Source organism: Streptomyces sp. 4F14 (genome assembly GCF_048159485.1).
Classification (GTDB): domain Bacteria; phylum Actinomycetota; class Actinomycetes; order Streptomycetales; family Streptomycetaceae; genus Streptomyces.
On record NZ_JBLRVY010000397.1, the window covers coordinates 1 to 318 of the forward strand.

The 318-nt window shown below is 67.6% G+C and carries 1 protein-coding gene; it reads right to left on the reverse strand.

Features of this window, described 5'->3' with window-relative positions; genetic code table 11:
• A partial coding sequence (locus ACLZOT_RS51285) for a class I tRNA ligase family protein (RefSeq protein WP_416976155.1) occupies nt 1-318 on the reverse strand: 318 nt, incomplete at both ends.

Here is a 318-nt window from a genome sequence, read left to right on the forward strand (position 1 = left end):
AGTCGAAGACCTCGTCCCACGCGAAGTGGAACAGGGCGTCGGACAGCTTGGCGAACTGGAAGTCCTCGTAGAACGCGTCGACTTCGGCGACGACGGAGTTCAGGCGGGACAGGATCCAGCGGTCCGTGGACGACATCGCCGACGCGTCCGGCAGGGGGCCCTCCACCGTGGCGCCGTTCATCAGCGCGAAGCGGGTGGCGTTCCAGATCTTGTTGGCGAAGTTGCGGGAGCCCTGGACCCAGTCCTCGCCGATCGGAACGTCGACGCCGGGGTTGGCACCGCGGGCGAGCGTGAACCGGAGGGCGTCGCTGCCGTACT